General features: G+C 46.0%; 13 protein-coding genes and 1 pseudogene. 5 read left to right on the top strand and 9 right to left on the bottom strand.

The genetic code is table 11. From position 1 onward, the window contains the following. Positions 1-44 precede the first annotated feature (44 nt). The 4 genes from J0K78_RS07920 to J0K78_RS07905 form a co-directional block, all read right to left on the bottom strand. The gene (locus J0K78_RS07920) at positions 45-3200 is read right to left on the bottom strand and encodes a bifunctional cytochrome P450/NADPH--P450 reductase (RefSeq protein ID WP_206946174.1); all 3156 of its coding nucleotides are present in this window, start codon (positions 3198-3200) and stop codon (positions 45-47) included. 80 nt (positions 3201-3280) lie between these two features. Continuing rightward, a complete protein-coding gene (locus J0K78_RS07915; protein ID WP_206946173.1) occupies positions 3281-3856 on the bottom strand; it encodes a TetR/AcrR family transcriptional regulator in 576 nt (191 codons plus the stop codon). Between the two features lie 200 nt (positions 3857-4056). After that, positions 4057-5265 (bottom strand): Bcr/CflA family efflux MFS transporter, encoded by a 1209-nt coding sequence (locus tag J0K78_RS07910; RefSeq protein ID WP_206946172.1) that lies wholly within the window; start codon positions 5263-5265, stop codon positions 4057-4059. Positions 5266-5427: 162 nt separating this feature from the next. Continuing rightward, positions 5428-6420 carry a Gfo/Idh/MocA family protein gene (locus J0K78_RS07905; RefSeq protein ID WP_206946302.1) on the bottom strand — a complete coding sequence of 331 codons (993 nt, stop codon included), beginning with the start codon at positions 6418-6420 and terminating at the stop codon, positions 5428-5430. Between the two features lie 278 nt (positions 6421-6698). Between J0K78_RS07905 and J0K78_RS07900 the strand changes: the two genes are divergently transcribed. The 5 genes from J0K78_RS07900 to J0K78_RS07880 all read left to right on the top strand — a co-directional run bounded on the left by J0K78_RS07900 (position 6699) and on the right by J0K78_RS07880 (position 11079). Beyond that, positions 6699-7433 carry a GntR family transcriptional regulator gene (locus tag J0K78_RS07900; RefSeq protein ID WP_206946171.1) on the top strand — a complete coding sequence of 245 codons (735 nt, stop codon included), beginning with the start codon at positions 6699-6701 and terminating at the stop codon, positions 7431-7433. Then, positions 7426-8964, top strand: a complete 1539-nt coding sequence (gntK, locus tag J0K78_RS07895; protein ID WP_206946170.1) for a gluconokinase — start codon at positions 7426-7428, stop codon at positions 8962-8964. Before J0K78_RS07900 ends, gntK begins: the two co-directional genes overlap by 8 nt. 24 nt (positions 8965-8988) lie before the next feature. Beyond that, the gene (locus tag J0K78_RS07890) at positions 8989-10335 is read left to right on the top strand and encodes a GntP family permease (protein WP_160912554.1); all 1347 of its coding nucleotides are present in this window, start codon (positions 8989-8991) and stop codon (positions 10333-10335) included. A 230-nt stretch (positions 10336-10565) separates the two neighbouring features. Then, positions 10566-10709 (top strand): hypothetical protein, encoded by a 144-nt coding sequence (locus J0K78_RS07885; RefSeq protein WP_167355989.1) that lies wholly within the window; start codon positions 10566-10568, stop codon positions 10707-10709. 73 nt (positions 10710-10782) lie between these two features. After that, positions 10783-11079: a hypothetical protein gene (locus J0K78_RS07880; RefSeq protein WP_206946169.1), complete on the top strand. Its 297-nt coding sequence runs from the start codon at positions 10783-10785 to the stop codon at positions 11077-11079. 104 nt (positions 11080-11183) lie between these two features. Here J0K78_RS07880 and J0K78_RS07875 read toward each other — a convergent pair. The 5 genes and pseudogenes from J0K78_RS07875 to J0K78_RS07855 form a co-directional block, all read right to left on the bottom strand. Further along, positions 11184-11495, bottom strand: a pseudogene (locus J0K78_RS07875) (sortase); the annotation flags it as partial. Positions 11496-11693: 198 nt separating this feature from the next. Continuing rightward, positions 11694-12638, bottom strand: coding sequence for a lipase family alpha/beta hydrolase (locus tag J0K78_RS07870; protein ID WP_206946167.1), 945 nt, complete (start codon positions 12636-12638; stop codon positions 11694-11696). Positions 12639-12766: 128 nt separating this feature from the next. Then, a complete protein-coding gene (locus J0K78_RS07865; protein ID WP_206946166.1) occupies positions 12767-13807 on the bottom strand; it encodes an ABC transporter permease subunit in 1041 nt (346 codons plus the stop codon). Then, positions 13800-14753 carry an ABC transporter permease subunit gene (locus J0K78_RS20040; RefSeq protein ID WP_206946165.1) on the bottom strand — a complete coding sequence of 318 codons (954 nt, stop codon included), beginning with the start codon at positions 14751-14753 and terminating at the stop codon, positions 13800-13802. The genes J0K78_RS07865 and J0K78_RS20040 overlap by 8 nt, the downstream gene beginning before the upstream one ends. Before the next feature lie 378 nt (positions 14754-15131). After that, entirely contained in the window at positions 15132-15788 is a 657-nt protein-coding gene (locus J0K78_RS07855) for a methanogen output domain 1-containing protein (protein WP_206946164.1), read from the bottom strand. Positions 15789-16427 lie beyond the last annotated feature (639 nt).

Raw genomic sequence — 16427 nt, 5'->3', positions numbered from 1 at the left:
CATGATATCCTCCTGTTCATGCATCAACCAGGAAATGAAATCTATTAAGAACCGGCCCAGACATCTTTCGCCAGACGTCCAGACTGTTCTAATTCTTCTAACCACGAAACAGCTTCCTGCTCACTGACTTCATTGAGATCACGGTAACACTCCACCAGTGTATGCGTGACTTCAGGAGCCATTTTGCTGCCATCCCCACAAATATAGAGACGGCCTCCCTGATCTAATAGAGAAAGGATCGCTTCCGCATTTTTCTTCATCACATGCTGGACGTAAACCTTTTCTCCATCCGTTTGTCTTGAAAAAGCGGTATGCAGGTCGATCAATCCGAGGCGTTCTGCTTCTTTCAATTCTCCCTCGTACAAAAAGTCCTGTTCCGGATGACGGCATCCGAAATAAAGGTGCGCTTCGCCGAGCGTCACTCCATCCTGATGCATCGCCTTACGAGCCTGGATGAAGCCTCGGAAGGGAGCGATTCCAGTTCCCGGACCAACAAGAATCATCGGTGTTTCAGGATCTTCCGGCAGTTGGAAGTCTGATTGAGGGGTACGTACGAAACAGGCGATTTTATCTCCGGCTTCCCGTGATGCCAAATAGTTCGAAGCCACGCCTTCATACTGGCCTGTCCCGCTCCAGGCCTCTCCCCTGACAACACTGACCGTGACACTCGGTTGATGAGCCTCAACTCGCGGGGAACTGGAAATCGAATAATAACGCACTTTCAAAGCTGGAAGCAGGGAAATGAATTGCTCAAATTCCATCTCACAGGATGGATAGGCTTCTAACAGCTCGAGCATCGTTTGACGTTTTTTTAGAATCTCGGTCTTATAGGTTTCATCCTCAACGAGCTGCTCCAGCTCGATTTTGTGAGGCGGGCAAGGGTTGCTCGCTGCAAGCGCACGGATCTGCGTCCTTGTTGCAGGCTCCTGTAGTTCCACGTAGGACGACAACAACTGCAGAAGTTGAACGGGTTGTCCTGTAGGCAGATGGGAGGCGCGGCCTGTGCCTTCGCTCAAGATCACATGCTCTTCTCCTTTGAGTCCGAACCGGTCGAGCACACGGTTTACCATGGCCGGCGTATTTTCCGGTACGACACCCAAGTGATCCCCTTCCTGGAAAGTCATCCCTGCAGGAAGTTCCACCTCCACGTGACGGGTGCTGCGTTCGGCATCCTTCAACAGTTCCTCGTTTTCAAGGACAACGGCAGTGAAGGCATCATAGGTGCGCGCCACAGGTGTGTAGCTCGTTCCGCTGACGAATTCCATGGAAACGGGACTCGAGGCATCCTGTCCTTCTTCCAAGTCCAGGCTGAAATGGTCAGCTAAGGCCGGCCAAAGCTTCTCTTCCCATTTTTCCAGATCGCCATCAAAATCTTCGTTGGCATCTCCTTCTCCCCGCTCAAGCAGACGGAAGGCTCCTTTCGCATCGAGTTCATCATCGATCGTTGAAGGAACCCGTTGATACGTGCTCGCCCAGTTCCGGTCTCCGCATCCGAAAACGGCGTAGGTTACCCCATCGAGGTCTGCTTCCTCAGCTGAAGTCAGCCACTGGACAAACGAAGTCGCATTGTCTGGCGGGTGGCCGTTATAGGAAGCGGAAACGATCAATGTCGCTCCTTCTTTCGGAAGATTTCCTGTCCATTCATCAAGCGGAGCCGTCGTTACAGCAAACCCTTGATGACGGGCCGTTTCCGCAAGCTCGCGGGCCACGCCTTCGGCGGTTCCCATATTCGATCCGAACAGGACAAGGAATGGCGTACCATGAGACTCACGTGCAGGCATGTCTTTGGTTTCACTCTTTTCATCCGCCTCTGGTGTTTGGAACCCGGTGAATGCTCTTCTGGATTTCACTTTCATCGTCAGACCATCCGGTTTGAACGTCAACGTTTCTTTGATGTCCAATTGATAATCCGTATGATCTTCAAGATCGAAATGCTGTAAAATCATGCCGAGAACGAGAGTCGCTTCATGAAGGGCGAACTGCTGTCCGATACACGCACGCTGACCATTACCAAAAGGCTTGTACGCGTGATGAGGAATGCTTGCTGGATTTTCAAATCGTTCCGGGTTGAATTCCTCAGCATCCTCTCCCCAAACCGTGGTATCACGATGAAGCTCCGGGATGAGCAGCGTGAACGTGTCTCCTTCTTCCACCTCATATTCGCCATCAAGGGTTGTCTTATCTTTGGCATAAACAGAAAATGCTGGGGCGGTCGGCCATAGACGTAACGCTTCGTTTAATATCATCCGCACATATTTCAGCTGTTTCACCTGTTTAAAGGAAGGGGTATCATCACCTAGCACTTCATCTACTTCCTGATAAGCTTTCTGTAACTTGTCTGGATGTTTCAATAGATAATACATGGCAAAGGAAAGCAGTCCGCTCGTCGTTTCGTGTCCAGCGATGAGGAAGGTGATAATTTGGAAGCGGATATTCTTATCATCCAGGGCTTCACCTGTTTCTGGATCTTTCCCTTTCAGCATGTGCCCAAGCAGATCGTCCTCCCCCTGATCTCCTGCCTGTTTTCGTTCTTCAATGAGTTGATCAACAAGATTGAACATGTAATCGATATCTTCTCTGAACTGTCGCTTGGATCGGACCATCAGCTTATCCTGAATGCCCAGGCGCTGCGTCTGACTCATGGATTCATCCAGGGCACGCACCATTTTTTCAATGAAAGGATGCGCATCTTCCCGATAGAAACTGTTGAATCGATAATTGAACCCGCACAATCCGATCGTATCAAGCGTCAGACGGGTCATGTCATCGGGAACGTCCACTTCTTCATTGGGGTTGAGTCTCGCCCACTTTTGAACCAGCTGGGAAGCGAGGTCGATCATTTTGTCATGGTAGCCTTTCATCGCCTGCTGACTGAAACTCGGCAGCAGAATATTATGAGCTTTCTTCCAATTCGGCTCATCTGTTCCACTCGTGAACAAACCGTCTCCGCCAAAAGCACGCACCTTTTGGAGAGCAGGGCCTACCTTTTTATCAAAACGGGTCTCGTCACAGATCTCAGCAGCAAAACGGGCACTCGAAATAAACGTACTGGTCCGTCCCGGAAATTGGATTTGAAAGATCGGGCCGAGTTCACGGGCATGCTTCATGAACGACTGTACGGGTTTTTCCTTATCAATACTCGGCAAATTCCCGAGCGGTCCATAAGACTTAGGTTGCGGAAGATTTTCTGTATGATTCATGGTTAACCACCTCTTTGATCATAATTGTAGATACCGGAATGAATATTCATTCCGTTTATTGTAAAGGAGACACTGTCTCCTTACTCATGATGACGCACAGCATCCCAGCAACTTTCTTCGACACCGGCTAACAATTGATCCGTCGCTTCGATCTCACCTGCACGAATCAATTTGAACAGCTCAAGAAACCCTCCGAAGATGATAGCAATCAACGCTTTTGACGGCAGATCCCTGATGATTTCTTTTTCTTTCCCTTCATCAAGGAATTCCTGGAGAATCATCAACAAATGGTTGAACTGGTTCTTGCTTGTTTCATCAAGAAAGTAGGCCGCGTTATGAGTTTTAATGAAATAAAGCGCATGCTCATGTTCATTTGTAAAACGCACCATCCCTTGAAACAAATGATGAAATTGATCACGGATTCCTGCACCCTTGGGATATCCTTCTTCAAGGGTCTCTGTGAACAAGCCTGTGTAATATTGAAACAATGTATTGACTAGAACTTCTTTGTTCTCAAAATAGCGGTAGATCGTACCCGCTCCTACTTTTGCATCGCTCGCAATCATCGGGATCGTCGTTGCATCGAAACCGCGTTCGGCGAATAGTGACAGCGCACTATGGAAGATATGATCTCTTTTATTTGTGGATGTCGGCATATAAACATCCTCCCTCCTATGCGGAATGAACATTCATTCCTATCTATTTTAGTATATATTATCTTTCCCTTCAATCAATCGAATGACTCATCATTTAAATTTTTAGAATTCCTTTACTTCATAACTTATAAAAACGGTGCCAGCTCCCGCTCTTTACTGTTGTAAAAGAGCTTAGCGCTGACACCACTTTTGAATGATCATTAGGTTTGGGCATGCTGTTTTTTCGTCGTCAATGTGAAAAAGATCACCGCACCAATCGAAGCGGTCGTAAACAGGATTGCTCCCATCGGTACAGCTGTCGTCTCATCAAGGCCGACAAGGGGGGAAACGGTCGCGCCAAATAACAAGGGCAGCATCCCGAGCACCGCACTGGCACTCCCGGCCCGGTGCCCCTGATGTTCCATCGCCAAGGTGAACGTACTTGTCAGCACCATCCCCATCGCCGTCATGTAGATGAAAATCGGTACGACAATCGAATACAACGGTCCTTCAATGATGGTCATCGCTAAAAGAAAACCGGTGGCACTGACGGCAACAATGACAGCGGTCCGGAGCAGACTTCTTTCATGGAAAATCCCACCGAGGCGCCCGACTAGAAAGCTTCCGGTAATGATTGCGAGTCCGTTAATTCCGAACAGGACACTAAAGGCCTGAGGGGATACGTCGTAGATGCCCTGGTAAACGAACGGCGTTCCGGATACATAAGCGAAACTCCCGCCATGGACAAAACCGATCGTCAGGGCGTAGCCGATGAACGAGCGGTCTTTCAACAGGCGTCCGATCGTCAGGATTGATTCTTTCACAGAACTCGGGATTCGTTTTTCCACCGGAAGGGTTTCCGGTAATTTTCCCGCGACAGTCAGAACAATCGCAATACCTACGATACTTAAAAAGAAAAAGATCGTCTCCCAGGTGGCGAATGGTAAAAGTAAAATCGCTCCCCCTGTCATCGGTGCGATCATCGGAGCCGTCGCATTGATCACCATGAGTAAGGCGAAGAATTTCGTCAACTCTCTCCCTGAAAATACGTCACGCACGACAGCCCTTGAAAGCACGACGCCGGCAGAAGCTGTGAACCCCTGGATGAAACGGGCGATCACGAGCACCAGGATATTCGGCGCAAGCGCACAAAGGAAGGACGCCAGTGCGAAAAGGGAAAGGAAAACGATGAGCGGTTTCTTCCTCCCCTGAGAATCACTGACGGGACCCACGACAATTTGACCGACGGCAAGTCCGATCAGACAGGTCGTCAAACTGAGCTGAACAAGAGAGGCACTTGTCTCTAAATCGGAGGCGATCCCCGGGAAGCTCGGCAGATACATATCAATGTTCAATGGCCCTAGAATCCCGAGCATGCCAAGAAGAAACGCAAGCCCTATTCTCTCTTTGCCTTTTGGATTATGTAACATAAGAAACACCTTCTTCTATTCAATCTAAAATCTATAACTCCTTGAATCATGTCCCTAAGATCTTCAAGCTGTTAAACATTGATTTTATCTTCATTTCTCGCGGAAGTCTATGCATAAGCACAGAAAAACCGTCCCATAAAACATTTATGGAACGGTGTGGTCTCATTTGTGTTCTTGATAATACTCATGAACTAGCTGCTCCATCACCCTGTTGGTGCGGAGCGCGGTTTTCCCTGTGCTAGGACACGTCCCTTCTCCAAGCAGCTCATCCACAATCGTTTGGATATGGTGCTGTTGAATATGTTTCGGACGCTCGATATAAAAAGACTCCTCCCCTTTATCGGTGACCAGGACCACCGGTTTGTCATCGAAGGTGGAAAACTGGATCTCTCCTTTTGTTCCGACGATACGGTTATCATCCTCATTTTTATAAGAAGAGAAATTCCATACGCCTGTTCCCACCGCTCCGCTTTCAAATTGCCATACACCACTGACGGTGTCTTCGGCGGGATAGGAATCAGCAAGGTTGAGCCCAAATCCTCTCACATCTTTCAAAGGTCCAAGCAGATAATCGAAGAGATCCAACGTATGGGAACCAACGTCGTAAAATAATCCGGCGCCACTCTTTTCAGGAATGACTCTCCACGGCCAATCTCCATTCTCATCCTTCGCGACGATCTGCTGGGTCTGCTGCATAGACGCGAAGCGTACATCCCCAATTGCGCCTTCATCAATCAGTTCTTTCACTTTCAAAAATCTCGGCAGTGACCTTCGATAATAGGCTACAAATAAAGGTACACCATGCTCTTCACATGCACGAACCATTTCTTCACATTCTTCCAAACTGTTGGCCATCGGTTTTTCCACGTAGACAGGCTTTCCGGCTTTGGCTGCCATGATGGTGTATTCTTTATGAGAAGAAGGTGGTGTCGCAATATATACTGCGTCCACTTCGTCATCATGGATTAAATCTTCCGCCTGGTCATACCATTTAGGCACGCCGTGACGTTCCGCGTAGTCTTTCGCCTTCTCGCCATTCCTTCTCATCACCGCTTGAAGGGAACTTTGTTCAATCAGCTGAAAAGCAGGTCCGCTTTTCACTTCTGTGACGTCCCCGCATCCTACAATTCCCCATTTGATCGTTTTCACTGAAATTCCTCCCCGTCCTTCTTTTCGTAGAAGTCGATGTCTGACCCCTCGTCTGTTCCCACTTTAGCATAGGAAACGGCCTGTACCAAAAAATAGAAGTAGCATTCCGACTCATTCCGGGTGGTATATAAAAATAGAAAAAAACGACGACGAGGACTACCTTTCCCAATCACCCTCTTTCGATTTTTTTCGACATTTTACATAAAAAGCGTTTTCAAAATAGAAAAGTTGTACTACACTACTTGTATACAAGTATACAGAGTTGAACAAAACGAGGTGAATACATGAAGGATTCTAAAGAATTTTTGTATCCGTCCCAATGGTTATCGAAAGCATCCGCCGGGGAACGTGTCGCCTGCGAGCTCCGCATGCGGATTATCTCGGGCACGGTTGAAAGCGGTTCAATCCTGTCCGAGAATCAGCTGGCTTCCGAATTCTCCGTCAGCCGCTCTCCTGTGCGGGATGCATTGAAAGCCCTTGCTTCGGAAAATCTCATCCGATTGGAAAGGATGGGCGCACGGGTTCTCGATATCACAGAAAAAGAAATCCAGGAAATGTACGATGTCCGGTTGCTCATTGAGAGTTTCGTATTTGAACGGCTCGTCCATATGGAGACAGAAGAACTGGTCAAAGATCTCAGCAAGATTTTTGAAATGATGAAAATAGCGATCCAATATAAGGATGCCGATGAATTTTCCAAACAGGACCTGGAGTTTCACGATACGATTATCCGGTCGATCGGTCATTCTCATATACAGATGATTTGGAACAACTTGAAACCTACACTCGAAAGCCTCGTCCTCCTTTCTATGCGGTACAGGTTTGAAGAGATGTATGAGGATTTTGAACGAATCATAGAGAACCACGAATTATATATTGAAGCGATCCATAAGAAGGACCGCGACCTTATGGTCCAATCCCTGCACAAAAATTTCGATGATGTCGCCAAAGGACGCGTCGAAGAATTATGGATGGCACAGGAAACCTTTACTAAAGGAGTCGAAAAAGAAGATGACTAACTTCATGCTCGGTATCGACATCGGTACCACAAGTACAAAAGCCGTATTATTCAGTGAAAAAGGCGAGGTCATTCAAAAGGAAAGCCAGGGGTATCCCCTGCATACTCCGGATATCTCAACAGCCGAGCAGGATCCGGATGAAATTTTCCAGGCGGTTGTCACAGTCATGACCGCAATTATGGCTGATCATAAAGACAAGAACATTTCTTTCGTGTCCTTCAGTAGTGCGATGCACAGTCTGATCGCCGTAGACAAAGACGGCCATCCCCTGACCTCCTGTATCACCTGGGCAGATAACAGAAGTGAAGCATGGACACAAAAAATCAAAGACGAATGGAACGGTCATGAGATTTACAGACGTACAGGCACACCGATCCACCCTATGTCTCCGTTGAGTAAAGTCACATGGATGGTTCAGGAGCATCCTGAAATCGATTCCATAACCAGCAAGTACATCGGGATCAAAGAATACATTTTCCATAAATTCTTTAATGACTATGTTCTTGACCATTCGCTTGCTTCTGCTACTGGAATGATGAACCTGGAGAAACTGGACTGGGATGAAGAAGCGCTACAAGTCGCAGGGATCTCCCCTGATAAATTATCAAGGCTTGTGCCCACAACGGAAGCGTTTACTTCCTGCAACCGTTCCCTGGCAGCGAAAATCGGCATAGACCCGGAAACTCCTTTCATTATCGGTGCGAGCGATGGTGTTTTATCGAACCTCGGTGTAAACGCTATCGGTAAAGGAGAAGTCGCGATCACCATTGGGACGAGCGGTGCGATCCGGACGATAATCGATCAGCCCAAGACCGATGAAAAAGGAAGAATCTTTTGTTACGCCCTGACCGAAGATCAATGGGTCATCGGCGGACCTGTCAACAATGGCGGGATGATCCTGCGCTGGATCAGAGACGAATTCGCGGCAGCAGAAATTGAAACAGCGAAGCGCCTCGGCATAGACCCTTATGAAGTCCTGACAAAAATTGCTGATGGTGTGCGACCTGGAGCAGAAGGTTTGATTTTCCACCCTTATTTAGCCGGTGAACGGGCACCGCTTTGGAATCCGGATGTCCGCGGATCATTCTTTGGACTGACCATGTCTCATAAAAAAGAGCACATGATTCGTGCGGCCCTGGAAGGAATCATATACAACTTGTATACCGTCTATCTCGCCCTCGTCGAATGTATGGACACACCAGTAACCCGAATCCAGGCGACGGGAGGTTTCGCCCGTTCAGACGTATGGCGTCAGATGATGGCTGACATCTTCGAATCAGAAGTAGCTGTGCCGGAAAGCTATGAAAGCTCTTGTCTCGGGGCTTGTATTCTAGGACTCTATGCCACAGGAAAAGTAGAGTCGTTTGAAGTAGCTTCCGAGATGATCGGAAGTACCCATCAACACACACCAGTAGAGGAAGCCTCTCACGAATACCGTCAACTGCTGCCGATCTTCATCGATTTATCCAGAAGACTGAGCAGTGATTATACAAGGATTGCCGAATACCAAAGACGTTTAATTCACAAGTAAAACACACAACATGGAGGGATCATCATGCCATTAGTAATGGTTGCTATAGGAATCGTCGCCCTGCTGATCTTGATTATGGGGCTGAAACTGAATACATTTGTTTCTTTGATTATTGTTTCATTTGGAGTAGCGATCCTGCTCGGAATGCCGCTTGAAGAGATTGTCGGAACGATTGAAACTGGATTAGGCGGGACGCTTGGACACCTGGCCCTGATCTTCGGACTTGGAGCGATGCTCGGTAAGCTGATTACCGATGCCGGCGGTGCGCAGCGTATTGCCATGACATTCGTCAACAAATTCGGTGAGAAGAACATTCAATGGGCGGTCGTTTCCGCTTCTTTCGTCATCGGAATTGCGTTGTTCTTTGAAGTAGGACTCGTCCTTCTTATCCCGATCGTTTTTGCAATTTCACGAGAATTGAAGGTTTCTATTCTTTATTTAGGAATCCCGATGGCGGCTGCTTTGTCTGTCACCCACGGATTTCTGCCACCACACCCGGGGCCAACGGTCATTGCCGGTGAATATGGCGCGGATCTCGGAGAAGTGCTGCTTTACGGAATCATCATCTCCATCCCGATCGTTATCGTAGCGGGACCGATTTTCACGAAGATGGCTCAAAAACTTGTACCTGATTCGTTTACAAAACAGGGGGATATCACTTCCTTAGGCGAACAAAAGAACTTCGACCTTGAAGATACACCAAAATTCGGCATCAGTGTTTTCACAGCGATGCTTCCGGTTATCCTCATCGCTATTTCCACAATCATTACCTTGATCCAGGAAATGGCCGGCTTTGAAACAAACCTGTTCTTATCCATTATCAATCTTATCGGTAACGCCTCCACGGCTATGGTCATTTCCCTGCTTGTAGCGATGTACACCATGGGAATTGCCCGAAACATTCCAGTGAAAAACGTCATGGAATCCTGCTCGACAGCCATCTCCCAAATCGGGATGATGCTCTTGATCATCGGCGGTGGCGGTGCGTTTAAACAAGTATTGATCGACGGTGGTGTCGGCGATTACGTCGCTGAACTCTTTGAAGGGTCCACCATGTCTCCGATCGTACTCGCGTGGTTGATTGCCGCCATTCTTAGGATTTCTTTAGGCTCGGCTACAGTTGCAGCCTTGACGACTGTCGGACTAGTCATCCCACTATTAGGACAGACGGATGTCAACCTAGCGCTTATGGTACTTTCTACAGGAGCCGGCAGCTTAGTTGCCTCCCACGTCAACGACGCCGGGTTCTGGATGTTCAAAGAATACTTCGGACTTACAATGAAAGAAACATTCGCCACTTGGACACTGCTTGAAACAATCATCTCTGTCCTTGGCCTTGCCTTTACTCTATTACTGAGCCTGTTTGTATAAAAGGAAATCAAAAAAGACGGTCGAGACATTCTCGACCGTCTTTTCTATTAGAATCCTCCTCCTCTCCCCTTCTACCTCTATTCTTATGATGAGGTGACGAATGAGAGGAAAGCCTTCCACCCATATTCTATTAAACAGGCTATCATACAAGCACTCTTGCTAAATTCTCATAGAGTATCTATGTAAGGGACGTCTCCTGCACACATTCTTGTGATGAAGGAGGAAACATGATGAACTTCTTAAGAAACTTAGTCGCTGTGGTTATTGCTGTTTTGTTTTTGCTGGCACTTTTGGTTGCGGTTCTACTAGGATCAAGTGAGCAACGCCAGATTGTCATCTCATGTATTAATGAGATTCTTGGAACAATCAGCTAAAACATGATTTAGCTTAGAGGGCTGTGCATAAACATAGCCCTCTATATATATCTAAATAGAAAGGGGACATAATATGAAAAGGAAAAAACCGGAAGAGAAATACACGCCTTCATCTAGTGGTCTGGATTTAGACAGCCTTCTGAAACTAGCTTCAAACCTTAACAGTCAAGAATCATTGTTGAATCACCTTTCCCGGAACCCTTTAGCGGATGACTCCGATGATGTGGATCTATCCGGCATCATGAAAGACATCTGTGAAGCCGCTTCTCATACATTCAGTGGAATAGAAGAAAAGTTAAACGTTATGATTGAAGAACTGAAAAAATTGAACAACAACCTGGAATCCTTAAATACAAAGGTTGAACGATAATGAGGCGGGGGATGAACTCTAATCTCCTCTTTCCATATATAAAAGAAGCGCCTATCCTCCGCGGGGATGGGCGCTTCTTCTTCATTGCTTAGGAAACCTGCCGTTTAAGGGTAAAGCGGGGATTTCTCCCTTTTTTTCCGCTCGTCCACTATCAAATCCGCAATCAGAATATATCTTTCTGGTGCAGGGCAGATAAAATCGAAAGGGTTACAGGTGGATACAATCAATGTTGCCTTCGGTCTAGGAACGATAATCGTGTGGTCATCCTGATCGAAGATTCTCACCTTACGAACCTTGTAGGTGAACACACCAGCTTCAGACTTGACCGTCAACCGATCACCGACACCTACTTCCCCCAGGCGGCGGAAGACAGTATCCCGGTGACCGGAGCATGCTGTATGTCCTGTTTCCCCCGGAAAACTGCATACCAACATGATCCGTGTGAAATACAGCAACATCTACCTTCTCAATCGTTATCTTCCTCTACCATTTTATACTTACGAATCTACAATAATCGAGGAAGAGTGAAAAAGGATACATATCTTTTACAGATCATCGTAGATTTGTACTGGCACCTGAGCAACCACCAAGCTAAAAAGGGTATTGACCTCCGCCTATGAACCGATTTTGCGGCGAAGGATGTCCTTGGATTTGTAGAGGACTTCAATGTGTGTCCCCTCCACTGTGTAGTGGTCTCCGTCCAGCAGAAAAACACTTTCTTCTATGGCATCCCCGTCCCCCTTATTCGTATAAGAGGCAGCGGTTACCTCCCCATCCACCCACGCTCCCGTTCCTGTATAAGAAACGACTTCCAAGTACTTGATCGATTCTTCTCCCGATCCTGCGATGACCGTTACATCAATGCTCCGTTCATTTATAATGGCGCGTTCAGCATTCAGCGAATCGAGAAAAGCATTGGTCGTCTTCATTTGAGAATAGGGGAGAAGGCTGCGGTTGCCTCGATCGTTCATGATTAAATAGTTCTGATAATCGCTCCCAGGTAAGATATCCTGTAAACCCGGAAAGTGCCTATGAATGACATCCATCCGGTTCCCCTTGTAATGATGACTCAGATACTCCAAATACCACCGCATATAAAAGTGCACAAAGTTGATCTTATCCTTTTGCGCTGTCGGCAGTTCTCCACCGGTCCAATAACTATAGTTCGGTGCTGAGCCGGCATTCGGAGTACAGAGTTGAATCAGCTGATCGACATCATTCTGGTACTCGTTCCCTTGGACATACGCCCTAGCAACTAAGCCTCCCATACTGTGACTGACGAGATTCACCCGTTCCGCTCCAGTCTGGCGCTTAGCGAGAGCAACCGTCTTCAGCAAGTATTGACTCGCGGAATGCTCTATTGTCTGACTCCAGTCATAAAAACAGATGAACAAGTTCTTCCCTCTCCGGTACCCCATCGCTTCCAACATGAGCACAAAAGGTTCATAAACCATCCCCGCAAGACCGAAACTCCACCCGCCTGTTCCAGGTATGATTTCATCACTCATCGAACCGAATAAACCAGGAATCACAATCAATGGGACGTGTTCTTTTCTCATGTTCCCCCTCCTCACCACCACTTCTTAAACTATATGAAAAGGAGGAGAGAAACATTTACCATCGGTCCTATACCGCATGGTCTATTTTCCGATGCGGATGGGAACCATCGATTGGATGAAGGATTTTTTTAGATACGACTCTCCCTCCCTTTCTGATGGTCGAATGATTTGACCATACGAAATTTCTCTTTGTCCAAGAAAACGTCTGCAGGTTCACTCGTTTGTTTCAACCCTTTCGCTCGTTTCGGCTTCCGCTTCGCTTCCAGCCCATAAACAATGACGTTGACGGCCAATATCGTCAAAGCAAAGGCAGCCACAGGAGCAAGAACCATCCATGGGAAAGGTCTCATATACTGAAAGTTATCACTAATCATCCCCGCCCATTCGTTCGACATGGAAAAGATTTCGGTTCTGGCTTCTCCTGTCATGACGTCGTATTCCATTACTCTCGTTTCAGAGCCTCCAATGAATACATTTAATAGTCCGAGGTGCGCAAAAATAATCAGAGACTGCCCGATCTGCTGAACAAACGTGATGAAGATTTTCGGGGTTAGGTAAGGCGCGATATGTTTTCTAAAGATGTGGAATCTACTTGCTCCCATGGTCCGCGCGCTATCGATGAACTCATTCTCTAAAGCGAGGTCTATTTCTTTTTGTACATATAAAGACAACACAGGTACACCTACAGCAATGATCACTAAACAAGGAAACACAATTTTCGTTGTCACATCATAGCTCCAGCTAAATGTTAAAACGACCGGGGTGATGAGCACATATGTAAAAATAGTGGCAGGAGCATAATGCAGCGTATCAGATAACCCTCGAAACAGACGTTTCATCGAAGCCGGAAGTAAAAATAGCAAATACCCACCAACCACAGATAAAAGCATTCTTCCTACAGCAATGATTACCGAGAGTCCGATGGTATATTTCGCGCCCTCCATCACTTTAACGAGGTAACTGTTCCCGTCAATATCACTCCCTAATGGATATTGGATCGAAGGTGGAAAAGGGGCCAGGGCAAGGATATTGCCTTCATCATCAAATAATAACTTCTCCGGTTCTGCCAGTTCAGATTGTATGAAAAAGCTGTAAGCAAAACTTGCGATCATTAAACCAATAAGGTAAAGAGAACCGATAAAAACCAAGGCTTTACTTGTATTAGTCAACCGTTACCCCTCCCTTCAAAAACTTCGACTCCAACACCCATTGAAGGATCGTAAACAGGATAAAAAACGGAACAAATACGAGGAATAAGCCAATTGTCAAAATTTCGGGATTCAATACACTATGCTCATAAATGAACGTCATAAACCCATCAATATCAAAAATGATTTCCAACATCAGCAGATTAGCTAATGCGAAAGTGAAGATACTTTTAAAGTGGTTGAATAAGGTCAGCACAGAGTTTCGAAACATGTGAATGAACAATATTCTCCACTTGCTCATCCCTTTGCTTAAGGCTAACTTCACATACGGCTGCTCTTCTTCAAACTCAAAGGCTAATAACAAATACTTCGTTACATAAATGCCAGGAAGAATAGATAATACCAGGACAGGAAGTAACCATGGATCGCTGTCCATAGTACTTGTGATAGAAAAGAGGAGGATATTCGTATTCTTGTAGATCCACACGATAAGCAATTGAAGGACCAGGATAATAAAAATGTCAGGCAGTGATTCTAGAACAAACAAGACCATTTTAGGGAACGCCCGCAATTTATTGGATAATGACATGATCATCATGGTGATTAGAACCGCCACAACCAGACCAAGTGCCAACCCTAAAAGTAGATACATCATAGACTTGGTAAATAACTCCATCAACTCAGGAAAAAGCGGAAAGTACTTCCCCCGATGATAGTACTCAAGCCCACCACCCGAAAAAACGAGTCGTATGGTATGCCACATGTGCACCCCATATTCCTGGACATTTAACACAATCGTATCGTGCAGAAAGAGGGTATTATTTAACTCTTTTCTTTCAATCATCAACAATACCGACATCTGAGCTTTCATGTTAAAGAATAAATAAGGAAGCGATCCAATCAAAAGGATACCCATGGATGTCAGGCTGAATTGGTAAATCGATTTCCGGAAGAATGTGAGAGTCACAGCAGCTCCTCTTTTCTCTTATGTACTATGGGTTAATTCCATATTATGTATATTTCCATTCCTATAATTTCTACATTTTCTCTCCCTTCTCCTCCTTTTGACTCATCCTGGTTAAGTGGAGAGCCGTTGGGTTTCTTTTTCATATAGTTTTAAGAAACTTCCTAAGACTCTTATCCTGTAAATCGATCAGATGCAGCTCTCATGGCGGCTTAAAATAAAACAACCCTATTCATCACTCCGAATAGGGCTCTTTATATCCTGTTTATAATGGAATTTCTATCTGGTTGATTTAGCGAAATGAACTCTATCCTGTTCCTTTTGTAATGGATCAACAGAGCGGGGGACAAGCAAAGGAAATCGGAGAAGGGGAAAAGCTATTCATGAGGACGATGTGGAAATATTCCCTTTTATCTCCTCTACTTCCTCACGGAGACGCTCCAATTCTTTCAATAATTCCATTACCATCTCATCACTCTTTCTTAGTTCGTTATTCAAGGCAGTGATGGCCTCTTCTTCCCAGTTGAACGGATCTCCTTGTTCAGGAGTGATCGGAATGTCTTCATATACGATGCCGTCTTCTTCCTCTGTCGGCTTGAAGTAAATCGCGACTTCACAACCTCCATCTCCAAGGGCAATCCGTTTGCGCAAATTCACTTTCCCATAACCCAATCTTCTGGAGGCCACTCCACCAAACACACTGGACGTCATCATACATAAGTGAGGAGCATCATGGACAGCTTCACCGAAGGGACAGGCTGTCGCCTTCACAATGACACGATCTTCATGGACTTCTGATATTTCGAAGTGGCCGCCAATTGAATTTTTCAAGTCGACAATCACACGGGCATATTGATCAGGAGTCCATTCCTGCCCTTTTTCACTATAAAAGGACTCGAGCCATTCCCCTGTCTTAATTCCTAATTGCCGGATGTACTCTTCAGCTTTTGACCCGACCGTGCGGCTGTGCAAGTGAGCATATTGGGCAATTAGCTTCGACAGGAAAATCGTCCCTGAAAGATTCACAGTGTCTCTCATTGTATTCCCTACTCTCCTATCTTATTTACTATTATTATAGAGGACTTTCAAGAAAGTTCCTACAAAAAGTTAACGCTTTATATGCTGACTGCTCAAACTTTCCACACCAATGCGGAAGGAGTGTTTGTTTTTGGCACCGTTGTGAACTGATAAAATGAAAAGAGTCCTGTATGAAGGAAGTAAGAATAAAAGATAAATAGGAGGAGTTCCATGTCAAAACCCATTCGAATTGGAATTATAGGAGCAGAATGGTTTTACTATTACTCATGGCTGTCGAAAAGGCAGTAATACCAAAAGTGAAGGACAAGATCCCGAACACAAAACCCATAATTTCGAAAGTACCCATAATATACCCCCTCCCTGATAAAACAATAGGATAACACCTCAAGTGATTCCCAAAACGCACATCAGAAGAAAACAGCATTCCCAATGCTTTTACAATATAGTAAGTACACCAAGAACTATTTAAGTATATATTCCCCTTGCCCACTATTACTCTTATTGAATAATCGCCGCCGTTTATGTAAGACTCGAGTTCGAGATAGATCTTGGGGGAGTCTATTACCTCAACCCCTCCCTAAATCTCGACTTCAAGGTATAAACCTTATAAATCCAAAATTTCGGGACTGGACCTCTTAA

It is taken from the genome of Halobacillus sp. GSS1 (assembly GCF_017307035.1).
Lineage (GTDB): Bacteria > Bacillota > Bacilli > Bacillales > Halobacillaceae > Halobacillus > Halobacillus litoralis.
Note: the sequence above shows the minus strand (reverse complement) of the source record. Positions and strands in the feature narration are given on the sequence as shown.